This window comes from Streptomyces sp. NPDC007896 (genome assembly GCF_042959425.1).
In the GTDB taxonomy this organism is placed as follows: Bacteria; Actinomycetota; Actinomycetes; order Streptomycetales; family Streptomycetaceae; genus Streptomyces.
This window is the reverse complement of the sequence record NZ_JBIBKX010000007.1, coordinates 308,138-324,411: the sequence shown is the minus strand read 5'-3', so window position 1 is coordinate 324,411 and position 16,274 is coordinate 308,138. Positions and strand designations below refer to the sequence as shown.

The 16,274-nt window shown below is 70.1% G+C and carries 19 protein-coding genes and 1 pseudogene; 7 read left to right on the top strand and 13 right to left on the bottom strand.

The window, feature by feature from the left end; genetic code table 11:
- The first annotated feature begins 230 nt into the window (after positions 1-230).
- Positions 231-2,876, top strand: a complete 2,646-nt coding sequence (locus tag ACFZDJ_RS24210) for a glycosyl hydrolase (RefSeq protein WP_391061335.1) — start codon at positions 231-233, stop codon at positions 2,874-2,876.
- A 47-nt stretch (positions 2,877-2,923) separates the two neighbouring features.
- Here ACFZDJ_RS24210 and ACFZDJ_RS24205 read toward each other — a convergent pair whose 3' ends face one another.
- Entirely contained in the window at positions 2,924-3,268 is a 345-nt protein-coding gene (locus tag ACFZDJ_RS24205) for an acetyl-CoA synthetase (RefSeq protein ID WP_225900569.1), read from the bottom strand.
- Between the two features lie 429 nt (positions 3,269-3,697).
- Here ACFZDJ_RS24205 and ACFZDJ_RS24200 point away from each other — a divergent pair, with 429 nt between their 5' ends.
- A complete protein-coding gene (locus tag ACFZDJ_RS24200) occupies positions 3,698-3,892 on the top strand; it encodes an acyl-CoA dehydrogenase family protein (protein ID WP_391061333.1) in 195 nt (64 codons plus the stop codon).
- 41 nt (positions 3,893-3,933) lie between these two features.
- On the opposite strand, the gene ACFZDJ_RS24195 is transcribed toward ACFZDJ_RS24200, so the two are convergent.
- Positions 3,934-4,437 carry a TetR/AcrR family transcriptional regulator gene (locus ACFZDJ_RS24195; RefSeq protein WP_391061330.1) on the bottom strand — a complete coding sequence of 168 codons (504 nt, stop codon included), beginning with the start codon at positions 4,435-4,437 and terminating at the stop codon, positions 3,934-3,936.
- Positions 4,438-4,507: 70 nt separating this feature from the next.
- Positions 4,508-4,639: pseudogene (locus tag ACFZDJ_RS24190) on the bottom strand (TetR/AcrR family transcriptional regulator); the annotation flags it as partial.
- A gap of 467 nt (positions 4,640-5,106) precedes the next feature.
- Here ACFZDJ_RS24190 and ACFZDJ_RS24185 point away from each other — a divergent pair.
- Positions 5,107-5,904 (top strand): hypothetical protein, encoded by a 798-nt coding sequence (locus ACFZDJ_RS24185; protein ID WP_391061327.1) that lies wholly within the window; start codon positions 5,107-5,109, stop codon positions 5,902-5,904.
- Between the two features lie 23 nt (positions 5,905-5,927).
- On the opposite strand, the gene ACFZDJ_RS24180 is transcribed toward ACFZDJ_RS24185, so the two are convergent.
- Positions 5,928-6,806: a hypothetical protein gene (locus tag ACFZDJ_RS24180; protein ID WP_391061324.1), complete on the bottom strand. Its 879-nt coding sequence runs from the start codon at positions 6,804-6,806 to the stop codon at positions 5,928-5,930.
- Between the two features lie 194 nt (positions 6,807-7,000).
- On the opposite strand from ACFZDJ_RS24180, the gene ACFZDJ_RS24175 reads away from it, so the two are divergent.
- From ACFZDJ_RS24175 to ACFZDJ_RS24165, 3 genes are all read left to right on the top strand, one after another.
- Positions 7,001-7,672 (top strand): response regulator, encoded by a 672-nt coding sequence (locus tag ACFZDJ_RS24175; protein WP_384922179.1) that lies wholly within the window; start codon positions 7,001-7,003, stop codon positions 7,670-7,672.
- On the top strand, positions 7,669-8,787 hold the full coding sequence (locus ACFZDJ_RS24170) for a histidine kinase (RefSeq protein ID WP_391061322.1): 1,119 nt from the start codon (positions 7,669-7,671) through the stop codon (positions 8,785-8,787). Before ACFZDJ_RS24175 ends, ACFZDJ_RS24170 begins: the two co-directional genes overlap by 4 nt.
- A 143-nt stretch (positions 8,788-8,930) precedes the next feature.
- A complete protein-coding gene (locus ACFZDJ_RS24165) occupies positions 8,931-9,404 on the top strand; it encodes a hypothetical protein (protein ID WP_391061319.1) in 474 nt (157 codons plus the stop codon).
- Between the two features lie 52 nt (positions 9,405-9,456).
- Here the strand turns inward: ACFZDJ_RS24165 and ykgO are convergent, their stop codons facing one another.
- The 5 genes from ykgO to ACFZDJ_RS24140 all read right to left on the bottom strand — a co-directional run bounded on the left by ykgO (position 9,457) and on the right by ACFZDJ_RS24140 (position 12,932).
- The gene (ykgO, locus tag ACFZDJ_RS24160) at positions 9,457-9,579 is read right to left on the bottom strand and encodes a type B 50S ribosomal protein L36 (RefSeq protein ID WP_054244622.1); all 123 of its coding nucleotides are present in this window, start codon (positions 9,577-9,579) and stop codon (positions 9,457-9,459) included.
- Between the two features lie 111 nt (positions 9,580-9,690).
- Entirely contained in the window at positions 9,691-9,951 is a 261-nt protein-coding gene (locus ACFZDJ_RS24155; protein ID WP_360263586.1) for a type B 50S ribosomal protein L31, read from the bottom strand.
- Between the two features lie 65 nt (positions 9,952-10,016).
- Positions 10,017-10,181 (bottom strand): 50S ribosomal protein L33, encoded by a 165-nt coding sequence (gene rpmG / locus ACFZDJ_RS24150; protein ID WP_054230143.1) that lies wholly within the window; start codon positions 10,179-10,181, stop codon positions 10,017-10,019.
- Positions 10,182-10,751: 570 nt separating this feature from the next.
- Positions 10,752-11,993, bottom strand: coding sequence for a cytochrome P450 (locus ACFZDJ_RS24145; protein ID WP_391061316.1), 1,242 nt, complete (start codon positions 11,991-11,993; stop codon positions 10,752-10,754).
- A gap of 204 nt (positions 11,994-12,197) precedes the next feature.
- Positions 12,198-12,932: an SDR family NAD(P)-dependent oxidoreductase gene (locus tag ACFZDJ_RS24140; RefSeq protein ID WP_391061313.1), complete on the bottom strand. Its 735-nt coding sequence runs from the start codon at positions 12,930-12,932 to the stop codon at positions 12,198-12,200.
- On the opposite strand from ACFZDJ_RS24140, the gene ACFZDJ_RS24135 reads away from it, so the two are divergent.
- The gene (locus ACFZDJ_RS24135; protein ID WP_391061310.1) at positions 12,931-13,404 is read left to right on the top strand and encodes a TetR/AcrR family transcriptional regulator; all 474 of its coding nucleotides are present in this window, start codon (positions 12,931-12,933) and stop codon (positions 13,402-13,404) included. The two genes, ACFZDJ_RS24140 and ACFZDJ_RS24135, sit on opposite strands and share 2 nt — an antisense overlap.
- A gap of 161 nt (positions 13,405-13,565) precedes the next feature.
- Here ACFZDJ_RS24135 and ACFZDJ_RS24130 read toward each other — a convergent pair whose 3' ends face one another.
- The 4 genes from ACFZDJ_RS24130 to ACFZDJ_RS24115 all read right to left on the bottom strand — a co-directional run bounded on the left by ACFZDJ_RS24130 (position 13,566) and on the right by ACFZDJ_RS24115 (position 16,070).
- Entirely contained in the window at positions 13,566-14,108 is a 543-nt protein-coding gene (locus ACFZDJ_RS24130) for a heme-binding beta-barrel domain-containing protein (protein ID WP_390929591.1), read from the bottom strand.
- A 209-nt stretch (positions 14,109-14,317) separates the two neighbouring features.
- Positions 14,318-14,908 carry a hypothetical protein gene (locus ACFZDJ_RS24125; RefSeq protein ID WP_391061307.1) on the bottom strand — a complete coding sequence of 197 codons (591 nt, stop codon included), beginning with the start codon at positions 14,906-14,908 and terminating at the stop codon, positions 14,318-14,320.
- Between the two features lie 127 nt (positions 14,909-15,035).
- Positions 15,036-15,404: a BlaI/MecI/CopY family transcriptional regulator gene (locus ACFZDJ_RS24120; RefSeq protein ID WP_390929595.1), complete on the bottom strand. Its 369-nt coding sequence runs from the start codon at positions 15,402-15,404 to the stop codon at positions 15,036-15,038.
- A gap of 78 nt (positions 15,405-15,482) precedes the next feature.
- The gene (locus tag ACFZDJ_RS24115) at positions 15,483-16,070 is read right to left on the bottom strand and encodes a methyltransferase domain-containing protein (protein WP_391061305.1); all 588 of its coding nucleotides are present in this window, start codon (positions 16,068-16,070) and stop codon (positions 15,483-15,485) included.
- Between the last annotated feature and the right edge of the window lie 204 nt (positions 16,071-16,274).

Sequence of the window (16,274 nt, the reverse complement as noted above, 5' to 3'; positions counted from 1 at the left end):
GCCCACGGCGCGGCGCCCTTGGGCAACGGGAGCGCACGGCGCGGACCGCTCCGGCCCGCCGAGGCCCAACGCGCCCCCGCACGCGGGTGCACCGGTTCCCGGGTGCCCGCCGCACAACACCTCATTCGTGGCAGGTTCTGGACAAGAATTGGATAAGCCCCGGGACGCTCACCCGTCCCTCGTGGTCCTGTCTGTCCCAAGGCTGCATCAACGCCGTTCGGGAGGACCACGTGCCAGTAACCACCCGCAAGAGACGATGGCTCACGATCTGTGCCGTCACCGCGTCGGCCGCGCTCGTCGCCCTGCCCGCCGGCGCCGCGCCCGGCCCGGACGGGGGCCGTCCCTTCGGGGCCCGCGCGCTCGCCCAACTCGCCGCAGGCCGCGCGCAGTCGACGGGCGGCATCACCCCGAAGGTGACCGCGCAGGACTCCGACGGCGGCAACGAGTCCGGCGAGATAGCCGAGGGGGCCGACCAGTACGCCGAGGCCCGCACCTCACCGGGTGTCGTCGCGCCGGGGGCCTACGGCGCCGCCTGGAGCAGTCTGAACAACCTGCCTTCCACCGGCGGGAGTTGGCGGAACGTCACCGATCTTCCGTACAACTCGGACGACGCGCGCTACCGCGACTTCGACTCCAACTCCAGCGGCGGTTCGGGCAACGTCACCGGCCGCCTGGCGGCGATGGCCGCCGACGACGACGGGTACGTCTACGCGGGCAGCGCGGGCGGCGGCGTATGGCGCTCCCGGTCCGGCGGCGGACACTGGGAGCCCATCAGCGACCGGCTGTCCTCGCAGTCCACCGGCGCACTGGCCCTGGACGGGTCCGGGCGGCTGTGGCTCGGCACCGGTGAGGCGAACACCAACGCGGACGCATACCTCGGCAGCGGGGTGTACGTGCTGACCGACTCACACCACGGCACGTTCTCCGCGCGCAGCCGGGTCGGCGGCGACGAGCTGGAGAGCACCACCATCCACCAGCTGCGCTTCGGCGACGGGAAGGTGTGGGCGGCGACCAGCGAGGGCGTGTGGAGCCACTCCACCAAGACGCTCGGCGGCGCCTGGAAGCTGGAGTTCGCCCCCAACCCCGGCTACCTCCCCGGTGGTTCACTGGCGAAGGACCCTTCCGCCCCGTACAAGAACCTCGCCAACGACATCGCGATCGACCCGAAGGACCCCTCCAAGGTGGTCCTCGCGGTCGGCTGGCGCAGCGGTGACGACTACAACGGCTTCTACACCAAGGTGCGCGGCGCCTGGACACGGATCACCAGCGGTCTGGGCGATCTGCCGTCCGACGCGGACAACGTCGGCAACGTCACCTTCGCCCGGTCCGCCGACGGCTCGCGCTACTACGCCATCGACCAGTCGCCGAAGCAGCTGAACACCAACCGGGACAGCGGCCTCGAGGGTATCTACGTCGCCAAGTCCGGCTCCCCGTTCGGCCCTTGGACGAAGATCGCCGACTACAAGCAGCTCGCCGCCGACGGCTCGGCCCTCACCTCCAGCGGCTACATGCCCGGCGTCCAGGCCTGGTACAACCAGTTCCTGACCGTCGACCCGGCGAACGCGCAGCATGTGTACGCCGGTCTGGAGGAGGTCTACGAGACCAAGGACGGTGGAGGAACCTGGTCCACCGTCGGCCCGTACTGGAACTTCGGCTTCCCCTGCTGGAGCATCGACCCCGCCAAGCAGACCGGCGACTGCAACGCGACGACCCACTCCGACCAGCACGGGGTCGCCATCGGCCGCTACCACGGCAAGAGTTACGTCTACGTCGGCAACGACGGCGGAGCCTATCGGCGGCCGCTCGACGGCGCCCAGGACTCCTCCGGCCACGCCACCGACTGGACGTCCCTGAACGACGGCACGATCGACACGCTCCAGTACTACTCGGTGGGCATCGGCAAGGACCTCGCCCACGGCGGCGTCTCGGTCACCGGTGGCCTGCAGGACAACGGCCAGTCCATCCTGCGCGGCGACGACAAGGTGATGGGCTCCAACTTCGGCGGCGACGGCGGCGACACGCTCACCGACCCGGCCAACGGCTGCGACATCGCCGAGGAGTACGTCTACCTCGCCGTCCAGATCACCCAGAACTGCGCCGTCAACGACGGTTCCTGGGTCAACGACGCGAGCAAGGTCACCTCGTACAACGTCGCCCCGGCCGACAACGCCACCAGCGAGGCCCGCTTCATCGCCCCGCTCGCCGCCGACATGAAGAACAGCTCGACCTGGATCGCGGGCGGCCGGCACGTGTGGGTGCAGACGCACGGCTACGCCATCCGCAGCGGCTCCGAGTGGACCAGCCTGTACGACCTCGGCGCGGGCCGCACCGCGACCGCCGTCGCCGCGTCGGGCGGGAAGGTGTACGCGGCCTGGTGCGGCCCCTGCAACAATCAGGGCTTCGCGCGCGGCATCTCCGTCGGCAACGAGGACGGCACGGGCTGGCACGACGTGGCACTGCCGGTGGACGCGACCGTGCCCAACCGCTACCTCAGCGGCTTCGCCGTCGACCCGAAGAACGCCGACCACGTGTACCTGGAGGTCAATGGCTTCTCCCGGCACTGGACCGAGGGTCCCGGCGCGGGCGTGGGCCATGTCTTCGAGTCCAAGGACGGCGGCACCACCTGGACCGACATCTCCGCGAACCTCCCCGACGTGCCGACCAACTCCGCGGTCGTCACGGCGGGCGGGGGCCTCGCCGTCGCCACCGACCTCGGCGTGGTCTACCGCGCCCCGGGCCGTACGGCATGGCAGCGCGTCGGCCGGCTCCCGGCGGTGGCCGTGCTCCAGCTGAAGCTGAGCCCGGACGGCGGCACGCTCTACGCGGCCACCCACGGCCGCGGCATCTACACGATCAAGGTGCGCGACTGCGGCTGACCCGTACGCACCGAGGAGGGGTGAACTCGCCGCAGCAAGCGACGGGTTCACCCCTCCTTCGCGTACGGGACCACACTCACCCGGAGCGTGAACGCGGTGCGCGCCGCGCCCGCCACGTCCGGAGCCTTCGCCGTCACCGTGATCCCGGCCGCCCCGCCCCGTACGCTCGCGCAGCGCAAGGTGGCACGGCCGGTCCCGTCGGCGTCGACGCGCCATCCGGAGACCAGTACCACTGCGGGCGCCGCACTCCGGACGGCCGTCCAGCGCCGGTCGTCCGCACGCGGCCGCAGGGTGACCGAGACCACCGCCCCGGTCCGCACGCACAACCGCCGTTCGACCGCGTCCCCGGGCGAGACGGTGACCTCCACCCGCCCGGCAAAGCAACTGGCCACCGGGGCGGCGGATCCGGGGCCCGACGCGGACGGTGTCCCTCGCCCCGGTTCCGCCGTCCCACTCGTAGAAGCACTGGCGGAGGCAGTCGAGGAGGCACTCGTGGAGGCACTTGTGGGTCCGGGCGACGGTCCCCGGCCTGCGCCTCCCGATCCACCGCACGCCGCGAGCAGCACCCCTCCTGCGACCGCCGTCCAACCGGCCCACCACCGCATCGCGCGCCTCCGCCCGTCTGCCCGTCCGCCCGTATCCCGACGAGCACCAGCATGCCCGCCTCCCGGGGGCCGTGCGGCGTGAGCGCCGAACTGGCGTGCTCGCGTCCGTGTCAGTCGCCGCGCACGGCGGCGAACACACCGCCGTCCGACTGGCGCCACGAGACGGCGGCGGTGGCCGAGCCCCTGACGGTCGGGCCGCACAGTACGGAGGCCGCCATGGCGAAGCCGTACGCCTCCGAGGTCGCCAACCACGCAGCCTCCGCATCGGTGCGGATCCACGGCGGTTACGGCTACGTACGGGGGTCGGAGATCTCCCGGTTCTACGCCGACGCGAAGATCCTGGAGATCGGCGAGGGCACGAACGAGATCCAGCGCAACGTCATCACCAGAGCCCTGGTGAAGCAGGCGTGAGGAGGCATCCCGTGGTGCGTCGTGGCGCACCACGGGTCCGGTCAGCCGCCGACAGCGGCAGGCTGCCACTCCGCCTCGGGGTCGAGCGGCAGGTCGGGGCGGTCGCGCTTGAACGCGGCGGCCCGCTCCTCCAGGTCCGGCAGGGCGTTGTCGGACGCGCCGAAGCCGCGGAACAGGGTCGCGCAGTACTCACGCGACAGGAACGCGGCGTCCCACTGCCCCTCCGGGCGCACCCATTGGTAGGTGTGGTTGTGCAGGTTGAGGAACTGCCGGGTCGCCAGGCGCGGTGGGAGCGCACGGAAGATGCTCTGGTCGACGGCCTCCGCGAGCAGGCCGGAGACCAGGTGTTCGAAGTCGGAGCGCTGGCTCAGCAGGGTCTCCAGCTCGTCACCGCTGAGACTGCGGTAGTCGTGCTCGTAGACCCAGATGTGGTCGAGCCTGCGGAAGATGATCGTCAGCAGCGACTCGGACAGCAGGCGCAGCCGCAGCAGGGGATCCTCGTCGAGTTCCGCGATCTGCCGCGCTCGCGACAGCAGCGGCCGCATCACCCGACTGGATCTCGATGAGCAGGTTCTCCTTGGAGCCGATGTAGTAGTACAGGGCTCCCTTGGCGAGCCCGACCGCGCGGCCCAGGTCGTTGATGGAGGTCGCCGCGTAGCCCTGTTCGGCGAACAGGGAGGCCGCGATGTCGATGATCTTCTGGCGTCTGACTTCGAAGCCCGGCCCATGACCCGGTGGTCGTGGCATTGACGCACTCCCCGCCTGATGTGACGCCACTCCGGTTTGCTAGACCAAACGGTACATTAAATGATGGACCCGGGCGTCTCGCAAGCGCGCCGTCTGCGCGAGCAATGCGAGGACGCGCAGGACTGAGGCACCGCAGTTCACCCACGCAGTCGTCGGCACCGTTTCCACGCACGCGGAGCAGCTCCTGGAAACGCACCGTCGGATCCGCCGGTTCGAGGAGCGGGCCTGCGACCTGTACATGCGACGGAGATCCCCGGCTTCCTGCATCTGTCGATCGGACAGGCATCTGCGCAACGACGTACCACGACGTTCCCCACTCCCCCGGCTCGACCTCGACCTCACCCACCAGGGCCGGGCACAACAGCTCCAGGCCGAGCCGCCCCCGTGTGTAGCCTCTGCGTACGGTGTCGCGATCTTGGTTCACCGATGCCGTACGGAATCAGGGGACCGACGAACAGGGGAGGACCATGCAGGGAAGAACACGCCTCAGACATGGCAGGAGTTGGGCCACGGCGGGCGGGGCGGCGGTCCTGGTGCTGCTGACCGCGACCGGCGCGCACGCCGAGGGGAGAGGCGACGTCCGGGTCGTGAAGACCGTCGTCAACGGCGGCAGGAACGTCACCGTGGGCACGTCGAAGACCGTCACGTTCCCGATCGCCATCACCGTCAAGGACAACTCGGGCGTGAAGGGACTCACGGACGTCAGCACCTTCAACACGTCCAACGGCCGCGGTTTCGTCGACTGGACCGGGTCCTCATGCGTGAAGAAGAGCTCCACCACGTCGGTGTGCACAGCCACGATGACCGTCGATCCAGCCTGGATCCCGGACACCAGTGACACCGATGCCAACACGATCGCCGGCGTCTGGCAGGTCGACGCCACCGTCAAGGCCAACGACGGCGACTACTGGATCTCCGACCGCATCGCCGAGTACAAGGTGAAGCGCGCCTCGAAGCTGACCACCGACGCGTCGCCCGAACCGGTGGCCAAGGGCGCCAAGCTCACCGTCACCGGCAAGCTGTCCCGTGCCAACTGGGAGGACCTCACCTACCACGGTTTCACCGGGCAACAGGTCAAGCTCCAGTTCAGGAAGGCCGGGGCCGCCCACTACAGCACGGTCAAGACCGTGAAGTCGGGAACCCACGGGAACCTCAGCACCAAGGTGACCGCCACCGCGGCGGGCAGTTGGCGCTGGTACTTCCCCGGCACGACGACGACCGCGAGGATCGTCTCGGCCGGGGACGCGGTGGCACTGAAGAAGTGACATCGACGGACTGAAAGCCTCGCTCAGGGCGGCGGCCCGAGTCGCCGCCCTGAGCCGGGGTCGAGAGGTGACGGCCGTACGGCCCATGCCCTGACGGCCGCCGCGGCCGCCGTCGGGAGCCAGGGCTCCCGACGCCCGGCGACGATGTGGAAGACGTACGCGGTCAGGGACATCGTGCCCACCGCGATGACCGGAGCGGCCAGTCGGCGAAAGCGCGGGAGGGTGTCGGTGGCGGCGAGGCAGGCGGCCGGGACCGCGATGGCCACGCCGGTGTTGGCCACGACCGAGAGGGTCGTCTCGCTGTGCGGCGAGGCCGCCGGCGGCCAGGCCGGGGTGGTGCCGGTCGGGTGGCACGCGGTGTCGGACCACCCGGCCGACATGACCGAACCGCCCTCGCCCCAGCCGAAGGCGCGGAGTGCGGAGGCGACGCCGGGGACGAGGCGCAGAGCCTGGAAGGAGCCGCCGTAGCCGAGGACGGCCGGCGAGACACCGGTGATCGCGAGGCGGGTACGGACGACGGTGGAGGCCAGGTCCAGCCGGGCCACGGCCATGCCCGCGACGACGAACGGTATCCGGGCCAGGGCCGGGTAGCCGCCGGTGAAGAGCAGCGGGACGATGCCGTCCGCGTCGGCGGGCCAGGCCCAGATCCCGCCCGGACCACCTCCGTCGCCGCCGCCCGGGTTGAGGGCCTGCTGCACCACGTACAGGACTTGAGGCAGGATCAGCGCACTGCTCGCGGCGATGACCGCCAACGGTCGGGCGCCGAGCCGGTACAGCGACAGGACGGCCGGGTATCGGGTTGTTGCGTGGTCTCGGACGCCTCCGGTCGGGGCGGCGCCACGGGCTCCGGTCGAGGCGGTGGCACGAGCGCCGTGTCGTCTGCGCTCCGCGTCATGGCTCACAGGCTGGAGAGAACGGCAATCGCCCAGTGGCCGACAGGCGTCCGCTCCACACCCCCCGGACGACTGGAACCGACCCGCCACGTGGCCGGGCCGTCCCGCAGGAGCACCGCACCGGGCTTTTCCCGTTCTACGGTCACGGTGACGACAATAGACATCGAGGACATCGATGACATCAAGGACGAGGCGGAACGCGCGTGATCCGGGTAGTGGTGGTGGACGACGAGGCCCTGGTGCGGTCCGGCTTCGAGCTCATCCTCGGCGCGGCCGACGACATCGACGTCGTCGCGACCACGACGGGCGCGGAGGCGGTGGACGCGGTACGGCGGGAGGGACCGGACGTCGTACTGCTGGACATCCGGATGCCGGACGTCGACGGTCTGACCGTACTGCGGCACCTGCGGGCGCTGCCGAACGCGCCCGTGGTGGCGATGCTGACGACGTTCGACGCCGACGAGTACATCCTCACCGCACTGCGCTCCGGGGCGGCCGGCTTTCTGCTCAAGGACACCGAGCCGGACCAACTCGCCCAACTGGTACGGACATTGTGCGCGGGCGGTGTCGTGATGTCACCGAAGGCGTCCCGTGCCGTGTGGCAGAGCCACCCGGGCGCGACCGCCGCGGACGACGAGGAGGCCGCCCGCGTCGGACGGCTCACCGAGCGGGAGCGCGACGTGCTGGTGCTCATCGCGGAGGGGCTGTCCAACGCCGACATCGGCAGCCGCGTCCACCTGAGCGCGGGCACCGTCAAGGACCACGTCAGCGCGATCCTGACCAAGCTGCGCGTGAACAGCCGGGTGCGGGCCGCGCTGCTCGCCCAGCGGGCGGGCCTGCTGGACGAGCGGAACGGATCGGAGGATCGGGGATGAACGCGGGCAAGCCGTGGTGGGCGCGGATCCCGGATCCGGTCGTCGATGCCGTGGTCGTCGCCGTGGCCGCCGTGGACGTCCTGATCAACCTGGGGGACTCGAGCCGCCTCGCGACGGCCGCGACAGCGGTCGCCTGTGCCGCGCTCGCCCTGCGCCGCCGCTTTCCCCTCACGGTGTTCCTGCTCACGCTCCCGGCCAGCCTGATGGTGGACATCGTCTTCGCCTCGTTCGCCGCGCTGTTCACCCTCGCCGAGCGCTCCCGCGACCGTCGGCTCCTGGTCGCGGCCGCCTTTCTGTTCGCCGTCGCCTCCGCCGTGCCCTGGCCCCTGGGCAACGTCGGCTCGCACGAACGCGCCTGGACGGTGATCTACTTCTTGTACACGCTGGCCACGGCCGCCGCCCCCGTCCTGCTCGGTCAACTCGTCCAGGCCCGGCGGGACCTGGCCGACCGGCTCGCGGAGATCGAGAAGGCCCGCGAACACGAACGGCTGCTGCACTCCCAGGCCGTCCTGGCCCGGGAACGCGCCCAGCTGGCCCGCGAGATGCACGACGTCGTCTCCCACCAGGTGAGCCTGATCGCCGTACAGGCGGGTGCGCTTCAAGTAGCCGCCAAGGACCCGGACTTCAAGGAGGGCGCCCGCACCATCCGTTCGCTGAGCGTCGACACGCTCGACGAACTGCGCCACATGGTCGCGCTGTTGCGGGCCTCCGGGGGCCGCGTCGGCGAACTCACCCCGCAGCCCACACTCGCCGACCTGCACAAGCTCGTGTCGACCAGCGGCATCGAGGCGACCCTGACCGGTGAACTCCCCTCCGTCATCGCCACCCCCACGCAACGCGCCCTCTACCGCACCGTGCAGGAATCCCTGACCAACGTACGGAAACACGCGCCCGGCGCGGCCGCCACCGTCCATCTGTGGCACACCGGCGACCGCTTCGGCGTCACAGTGACCAACAACGCCCCCACCCGCCCCTCCCTGCCCCTGCCCGGCTCCCAACAGGGCCTCGTCGGTCTCCGGGAGCGCGCCGAACTCCTGAACGGCACCTTCGAGTCCGGCCCCACCCCCGACGGCGGCTACCGCGTGACCCTCCGCATCCCGACGGACGCGGACTGAGCGCGACGCCACGGCCCACCACCGCCGCCGCCGCCCACGGACACCGGTGACGACACCACCGCCGAACCGCCCCCCGCACCGCCGTCCGGAACAGCGCCCGACAACAACGCGCACGCCGACGCATCACCGGCGCCTCCCAGCACGTGAGCGAGCATGTCGAGCACGACCGATCGCCTCTTCGCACAGCGGCGGCACGTCTCCACCTGGTGGTGGTCGGCGCCGGGCTGGTGCTGCTCGTGATGTCGTCGGCCATCGCACCGTACGGCTGGGTCGCCCCGCTCACCGTCGCGGCCGGTCTCCTCCTCGGCCAGCGCCGGGACACGACGAGCGACCGTCGAGCCGGTCTCCGGCACAAGGCGGTCCCGTTCTTCGCGGCGGCCGTCATCCTGTTCTGGGCACTGACCCAGATCACCTGGCAGCTCGGAGAGCGGGACGCCAAGGAGCGCGCTCGTGATGTGACGCGCTGGGCCGGGGTGCGGCTGCTCCTGGAACGCGATGGGCGGTACTACGTGGTTTCCCGCGGCTGGAAACCACGTAGGGATCCGCTCTATGTGATCCGGGAGAGCGACGACATCTGGGGTGCCCTGACGTCCGGCACGCAGCCACGCAGCACCTAGCCGGGTGGATGAATCCGCTCCTCGTCGCCGCCTGCCTCCGGGTGGTGTGCCGTCAGCCCTGACGGGCCTTGAAGCGCGGGTTCTTCTTGTTGACGACGAAGACCACGCCTCGCCGACGGACCACCTGAGCCCCCGGCTTGGACTTCAGTGAACGCAAGGACTTGCGCACCTTCATGGATCTGCCCTCCTCGTGCGGGGAACGGTCATGCTGTGAACCGGTCATGCCTGACGTCACACATGACACCGGTCGTGATGGAAGCCGGTCGTGCCGGCGATCGGCCCGCCGTCAGTGCCGCGGCGAGGCCGTACGGCCGTAACGACGCTCGAAGCGCTCCACACGGCCTGCTGTGTCCAGGACCCGCGAGGTCCCGGTGTAGAACGGATGGCTCGCCGACGAGATCTCGACGTCGATCACCGGGTAGGTGCTCCCGTCCTCCCACTCGATCGTCTTCGACGAGTGCGCGGTCGAACGGGTCAGAAACGCGACGTCCGCGGCCCGGTCACGGAAGACGACGGGACGGGATTCGGGGTGGATGCGAGGCTTCATGAGGTTTCCTCCCTTGTGGCGGTCGACGGTCCTGTGGCGGTTCGCCCGGTGGCGCCGGGCTCGGCTCAGCGCTCCTCCCGGAACGGGACGTGCTCACCGACCACCGGGTCGTACTTGCGCAGGACGAGCCGGTCGGGGTCGTTTCCGCGGTTCTTCCGCGTCACGTAGGTGACGCCGGTCCCGGCTGTCGACCTCAGCGTGACGACGGGTCGCGCGCTGTTGCGTGCCATGAGGTGCTCCTTCCGCCCACATCACGCGATCTTGACTCGCGCATGTCAGCTACGTGTGCTGTAACAGCGGACCTGGTCGGCGCATTCCCGGGGGCAGGGACAGGGGGTCAGAGGCAGGGGCGGGAGGCAGAGACAGGAGGGAGACAGCTGGCGGCAGGGAGGCTTGGGGCGAAATGAAACAAGCCCCGCCTCCGGAGTACAGGAGGCGGGGCTGTGGAGCGCCGGGCAGGCCTTGCACCTGCATCTCCCCGCAGGAAGCGGGGCGTCTTTCCTTGGACCACCAACGCGAGGCCTACCGCCGAAATCTTCCGGCGGGCTGCTCAAGATCAATCATAGCGCAGCCGGAACGGTGCCTGACACCACCAGGGTTGCCGCGTGTCCGGGACGAGATCCAGAACTCGGAACGGTTCATCCAGCGGCACGCCGACGGCCCCGGGCCATGAACACGGACGTCCTCGACGCACGCGCCCGGCATGATCAGGGGCCCTCGCCCTTCGTATACCCCTTCCTGCGTCCCTTCGCATGTCCCTTCGTATGCCCTACTGGTGTCGAAGGGCTACGGGCTACGGGCTACCAGGTGACCGGCAGCGCGGCGACGCCGTAGGCCATCGCGTCTTCCTTGAAGTCGATCTCCTCCAGCGTGGTGGCCAGTCGCAGCGTGGGGACGCGCCGGTAGAGCGTGCCGTAGACGACCTGGAGCTCTACGCGGGCGAGCTGCTGGCCCAGGCACTGGTGCACGCCGAAGGCGAACGCGTTGTGCTGGCGGGCGTCGCGGAGCAGGTCGAGGCGGTCGGGCTCCGGGAAGGCCTCCGGGTCCCAGTTGGCGGCGGGAAGGGAGACGATGATGCCGTCCCCGGCGCGGATGACCTCGCCGCCGATCTCGATGTCCTCCAGGGCGATCCGGCGCTGGCCGGTGTGGGCGATGGTCAGATAGCGCAGCAGCTCCTCGACCGCTCCGGCCACGACCTTCGGATCGTCCGTCTCACGCAGCAGGGCGAGCTGCTCCGGGTGCTCCAACAGCGCGAGGGTGCCGAGCGCGATCATGTTCGCGCTGGTCTCGTGCCCGGCGATGAGCAGGATGACGGCCATGAGGGATGCCTCACCCATCGTCAGTTCACCGGCCTTGACCAGGGCCGCCAGGTCGGACAGCGCGTCCTCGGCGGGGTTCTCCGTCTTGGCCTGGATCTGCCGGGCCAGGTACTCGCCGAGCGCGACGCTCGACTCGCGGTCCTGCTCGGCCGATGACGTCTGGCTGACCGCGACGGTGGCGTGGTACTGGAAGAACTCGTGGTCCCCGTAAGGGACTCCGAGCAGTTCGCAGATCATCAGCGTCGGAATGGGCAGACCCAGTACCTGGACCAGGTCGGCCGGCTTCGGCCCGGCCAGCATCGCGTCGATGTGCTCGTCGGTGACCTTCTGGATGGCGGGGCGCAAGGCCGCCATCCGCTTGGCGGTGAAGGAGGAGGTCAGCATCCGGCGGAGCCGGGTGTGGACGGGGGCGTCCGTGTTGAAGAGCGTGTCGGGGTGGTGGTGCGCGTTCTCCGCCATGGCCTTCTTCGGGAACGGAAAGCCGGGCCGCTTGTCGTCGACGCTGACGCGGGGGTCGCCGAGGACGGCCCGCAGGTCCTCGTGGCGGGTGATGAGCCAGGGCGTACTGCCGTCCCAGATCCGCACCTTGCTGATCGGCTTCTCCTCGCGGATCTCCGCGAGGGCCGGCGGCGGCGCGAACGGACAGGCGGCCGCCCTGGGCGGCACGAACTCGGGGAACTCTTCGGCCGCGTCGCTCGCGGTTCCAGTCAGTGTCTCAGCCATGTCACTCCTCGGTGGGGGGCTCCCCCGGAACGGGGAGCGGGGTCTCAGAGGGGCTCTGGGGCCTATGAGATCGGAGCAGGCTGACGGCTTCGGGCCACTTCACTGACGGGAACCTGACGTGACTCGGATCACGTGTACGCGCCCCACAACCGGGCGTCGGCAGGCCATGACGCGGCATGGCGTGGCGCGGCGGCGAAACGGACCTCAGTCCTGCGCGGTGGGACGCACGACGATGTCACCCACGTCTACACCGTCCGGCTGCTCGACGGCGAAGGCGACGGCGCGGGCCACCGCGGCCGGCGGGATCGCGATGCTGTCCATTTTTTCGACGATCTGGACCTTCACCTCGGAATCCATGCGGTCGGCGAAGTCCGTGCGGACGAACCCCGGCGAGACGACGGTGACACGCAGGCCCTCGCCGGCCTCCTGGCGCAGGCCCTCGGAGAGGGTACGGACGGCGTTCTTCGTGGCGGCGTACACCGCCTGGAGCGGAGTGACGCGCAGTCCGGCGGTGGACACGATGTTGACGAAGTGCCCGAAGCCCTGCTCCCGGAAGACCGGCAGGGCTTCGGCGATCCCGTACAGCACGCCTCTGAGGTTGACGTCGATCATCTCCTCCCAGTCCTCGACACGGAGGTCGTCCAGGCGGGAGATCAGACCGACTCCGGCGTTGCTGACGAGGACGTCGAGCTTGCCGTACCGCTCGCGGGCCAGCCGTACGAGGCCGGACAGATCCTCGCGCCGCGTCACGTCCGTACGGACCCAGGCGGCTTCACCGCCCGCCTTTTCGATACGGGCGGCCAGGGCCTCGAGACGCTCCGCACGGCGCGCCCCGAGGACGACTCGGGCGCCGCGCTCGGCGAGCAGGAGCGCGGTCGCCTCGCCGATGCCGCTGCCGGCACCTGTGATCGCCACTACCTTGCCTTCGATTCCCGACATGATCGACAGTCCTTTCGCAGGAGGAACGAGGGCATGTCATAACTTCCCGACCCGGGAGGCCCTGATCGAGGCCGCGTACTGCAACGAGGTGGCCCGGCTGTGCGAGGCCGTCCCCGAGCTCCTGGCGACGATGCCGCCCCGCGAGGCCCTACGCGCCTGGACGCGTCGCTTCATCGACTACGCCACCGCCAAACTCGGCATGGCCGACGCCCTACGAGCCGTCGTCGCCTCGGGAACCAACCCCTACGCCGAGAGCCACGAGCTGATTCAGGCCGCCCTCACCTCCCTCATGAACGCCGGAACCGCCGCCGGCGCGATCCGCACCGACATCAGCCCGACCGACATGTTCGCCGCCCTCGCCGGCATCGCCCTCACCTCGGCCGGCCCCGACCAACGCGAACAGGCGGAACGCCTCCTCGACCTCACCCTGGACGGCCTGCGACCCACGCCGCCGCAGGCGCCCGACAACTGACGCCGAGAATCCGGCCGCATGGCAGGCAAGCCCGGAGACGTTCAGGAACGCGCTGACGCAGGCATTTCCCGATGCCTTCCTGGAGACGCTCACTTGCCGAACCCGAGTGACCCGCCCCGCACCACGTCCCAGCGGTACCGCTCAACAACCTCGCCGCGCACCTATGCCTTGCGCCGTAGCGTCGCCGAGAGGTGGTGCTGCAACGGCTGCCCCATCGCCGCGAGGTCGTGGACGAACGTGAGCGTGTCGTCGTCGATCAGGTCGTAGGTCCGACGCGTGGCGTTGACCTCCTTGGCCGTGGGCGTGAGGGCCACCTCGTGGGTGGAGAGGTCGACCGTGTTGTCGGCCGCGCGGCCGACGGCGATCTCGGCGATGCCGGTGGGCTGGGTGATCAGTGCCTCCACCCGGCCGTCGGGCTGCAGCCGCCACCAGCCGCTCTCCCGAGCCGACGGGCGCAGCGGTGTGTCGTCGGCGTCCAGCAACCAGGCCCGGGCCTCGTAGCGGAGGAAGGGGCGGCCGTCGTGGCTGAAGGTGACCTCCTGCGCGTACGCGAAATCCCCGGCGAGCGTCGGATACCCGCCGTGGCCCCGCCCGTGCCAGGTGCCCAGGAGTCCGATCACCGGTGCGAGAAGCGCGTGCGGGGTGGGCGCTTCATCCGGTCGGTGGACGTCGGGGTACGGATACTCCGGTGCGGGGTCGAACACGGTGTGCGCTCCTGGGTGGGATCGGGGCCGGTGCCGGATCGCAGCCTAGGCTGTCGATGTCGATACACGCGGGGACCGGGCGGGAAGGGCCGTCCTACGACCCGTCACGGCCGTCAGTCCTGGGGCGCACGAACTCGTCCGCGGACCCCAGGTTCCCGGATGATCCGGGGAAGATACGCGGCAGCGGCCCCTCGGTCGTGTCTCCGGGCTCAGCCCGTGATGGTGGACTTCGCGCCGGACGGGGCGACGGCGTACCACGTATTGCCCTTGGCCTGGCCGTTCGCCTGTCCGGCCTGTGTGTCGCCCGCGTATCGGTACAGCGGCCAGCCGCCGAGGGTGAGCTGTTTCATGCCCTTCCGGTGGACCGTACCGAGAAGGCTCTTCTCGACCCCCGTGGTCTGTACGGAGTCCTGCACTATGACGGGTATCCACGTCTTCGTGCACTCGCCGGCGCACGTCCACTTGGACGGATTCGCCTGGTCCTTGTCGTAGCGGTAGAGGGTCATCCCCTTGTCGTCGGTCACCACGCTGCCCGTGCCGTTGACCGTCCTGGCCATCACCATGGTGGTTGCGGCCGTGTGCCCGCTGCCGGAGTCACCGCCGGCGGCCGGTGCGGAGGGCGTGGGTTCCGAGGCGGTCGGCGCAGAGGTCGCGGACTCCGAGGCGGCCGTGGCGACCGGAACGGCGTTGCCGGGGCTCGTACCGGTGGAGGTCTTTTCCGTCGAGCTGCCGCACGCCGCCAGAAGGAACGCGGAGGCGAGCCCTGCGGCCGAGAGGAGGACGATGCGTCGCTGGATCACGGAGTTTCCCTTCGCCGGACCTACTACTTACTCCCTTAGTACGTTGAGCAACTCCCGCCCGCTCAACCACCGGTGGCACATGGCGAAGCCTTGACCGACTGCGGCGGAGAACTCAGGAAGCATGAGTTCACGGCTTCGTCTGTCGGCCCATGTTGCGCAGAGCCCCGCGCAGTGCGGCCACTTCTTCCTGCGACATGTTCTCCACGAAGTGGCGCAGCGCGGCCGAGCGGTCCTGGCTCTCCCCCAGGCCGTCCTCCATGAGCGCGGCGGCGTAGGCCTCACGGCTGCGGACCGGGGCGTACAGCCAGGCGCGCCCCTGCTTGCCCCGCAGCAGCCAGCCCTTCGTGTAAAGGATGTTCGTGACGGTCATCACCGTGGTGTACGCGATGGGGCGGGTCCTGTTGATGTCGTCGACTACCTCGCGCACTGTTGCCGGACGGTCCCACGTCCAGAGGCGGTCCATGATCTCCGCCTCCAGATCCCCCAGCCGCCGCATGGCCCGACTCCCTCACGCCATCGAATACGTAGGGCCATAGTAGACGGCTGACCTGTCGCGTTTCCGTGGGCAACATGCTCAGCGGCGCTTGACGGCATGCAGAAGTGTGATGCCGAGCCACGGGCCGCCGTACCAGTACCCGGGGCCGAGTCCGCGCAGCGTGCCCTGGCCGATGTGCTCGGCGTACTTCCTGGCCATGGGCCAGAAGTCGGCGACGAGCAACTGCCCGCCCGGGCGCAGCACCCGCATGGCCTCGTCCACCGCGCGGTATCGCCCCTCGGGGGACGGGATGTTGTGGATCGCCAGCGCGCTCGTCACGACGTCGAAGGAGTCGTCCGCAAACGGCAACGCGGTCATGTCGGCCGTACGTACTTCCACCCGGTCGGCGACCCCTGCCGCAGCGGCGTTGGCGAGCGTGGCCTCGGGCCGGTTACCGCTCTGGTCCTTCCCGGACCACAGGTCCACGCCCACGGCGTGTCCCGTCGGCAGCCGCCTGGCCGCCTCGATCAACACCGCGCCGCGACCGCAGCCCAGGTCCAGCAGCTGCTCGTCACCCTTCAAGTCGGCCCGGTCCAGCTCCTGCCTCCAGATGCGGAGCTTGCCGTGCAGTGTGGTGTGCAGGTAGATGCCGGTGCTGGCAAGCAGTACCGTCCCCGCGGTCACCATCGCGTTCCGTCCTGGCCGCCACCGGCCGGCGGCGAGGCAGCAGGCCGCGCCGACGGCGCCGAGTGTCGCAGGGAACGCTGGAGCGTCAACGCCGTACCGCGGCGGCTGAAGGCGCGGCGGTGGGGAGTCATCCCGGTTCTTGGACATACGCGCAGTGTCACAAGCTCAACTGCCGGGCGGCTTGTAGAAATGTTCCCCCGTGAC